Source organism: Thalassobellus citreus (genome assembly GCF_044385915.1).
Lineage (GTDB): Bacteria > Bacteroidota > Bacteroidia > Flavobacteriales > Flavobacteriaceae > Thalassobellus > Thalassobellus citreus.
The window spans coordinates 1-407 of sequence record NZ_JBISCC010000090.1 but is presented as its reverse complement, the minus strand read 5'-3'; the positions used below and the strand labels follow the sequence as shown (position 1 = coordinate 407).

The following is a 407-nucleotide window of genomic DNA, read 5'->3' as shown; positions in this document are numbered from 1 at the left end:
TCAAATACTATACAAGCTTGTTCTGTACCCACAGGTTATGTACCTGATAATACAGATTGTGATGATACCAATGCCACGGTGTACCCGAATGCCCCAGAACTTTGTGATGGTCTTGATAACAATTGCGACGGACAAATAGATGAAGGTGTAACAACAACGTTTTATGCCGATACTGATGGCGATGGATTTGGAGATGCAAGCAACAGTACACAAGCTTGTATGGCACCAGCTGGTTATGTGCCTGATAATACCGATTGCGATGATACCAATGCCACAGTGTACCCGAATGCCCCAGAACTTTGTGATGGTCTTGATAACAATTGCGACGGACAAATAGACGAAGGTGTAACAACAACCTTCTTTGCCGATACTGATGGTGATGGTTTTGGAGATGCTTCAAATACTAT

1 protein-coding gene is annotated in these 407 nt (G+C 43.0%); it reads left to right on the top strand.

Annotated elements, in window-relative coordinates; all coding sequences use genetic code 11:
* Positions 1–407: putative metal-binding motif-containing protein (locus ACH5TX_RS00795; RefSeq protein WP_439337651.1), on the top strand; the 407-nt coding region annotated here is incomplete at both ends.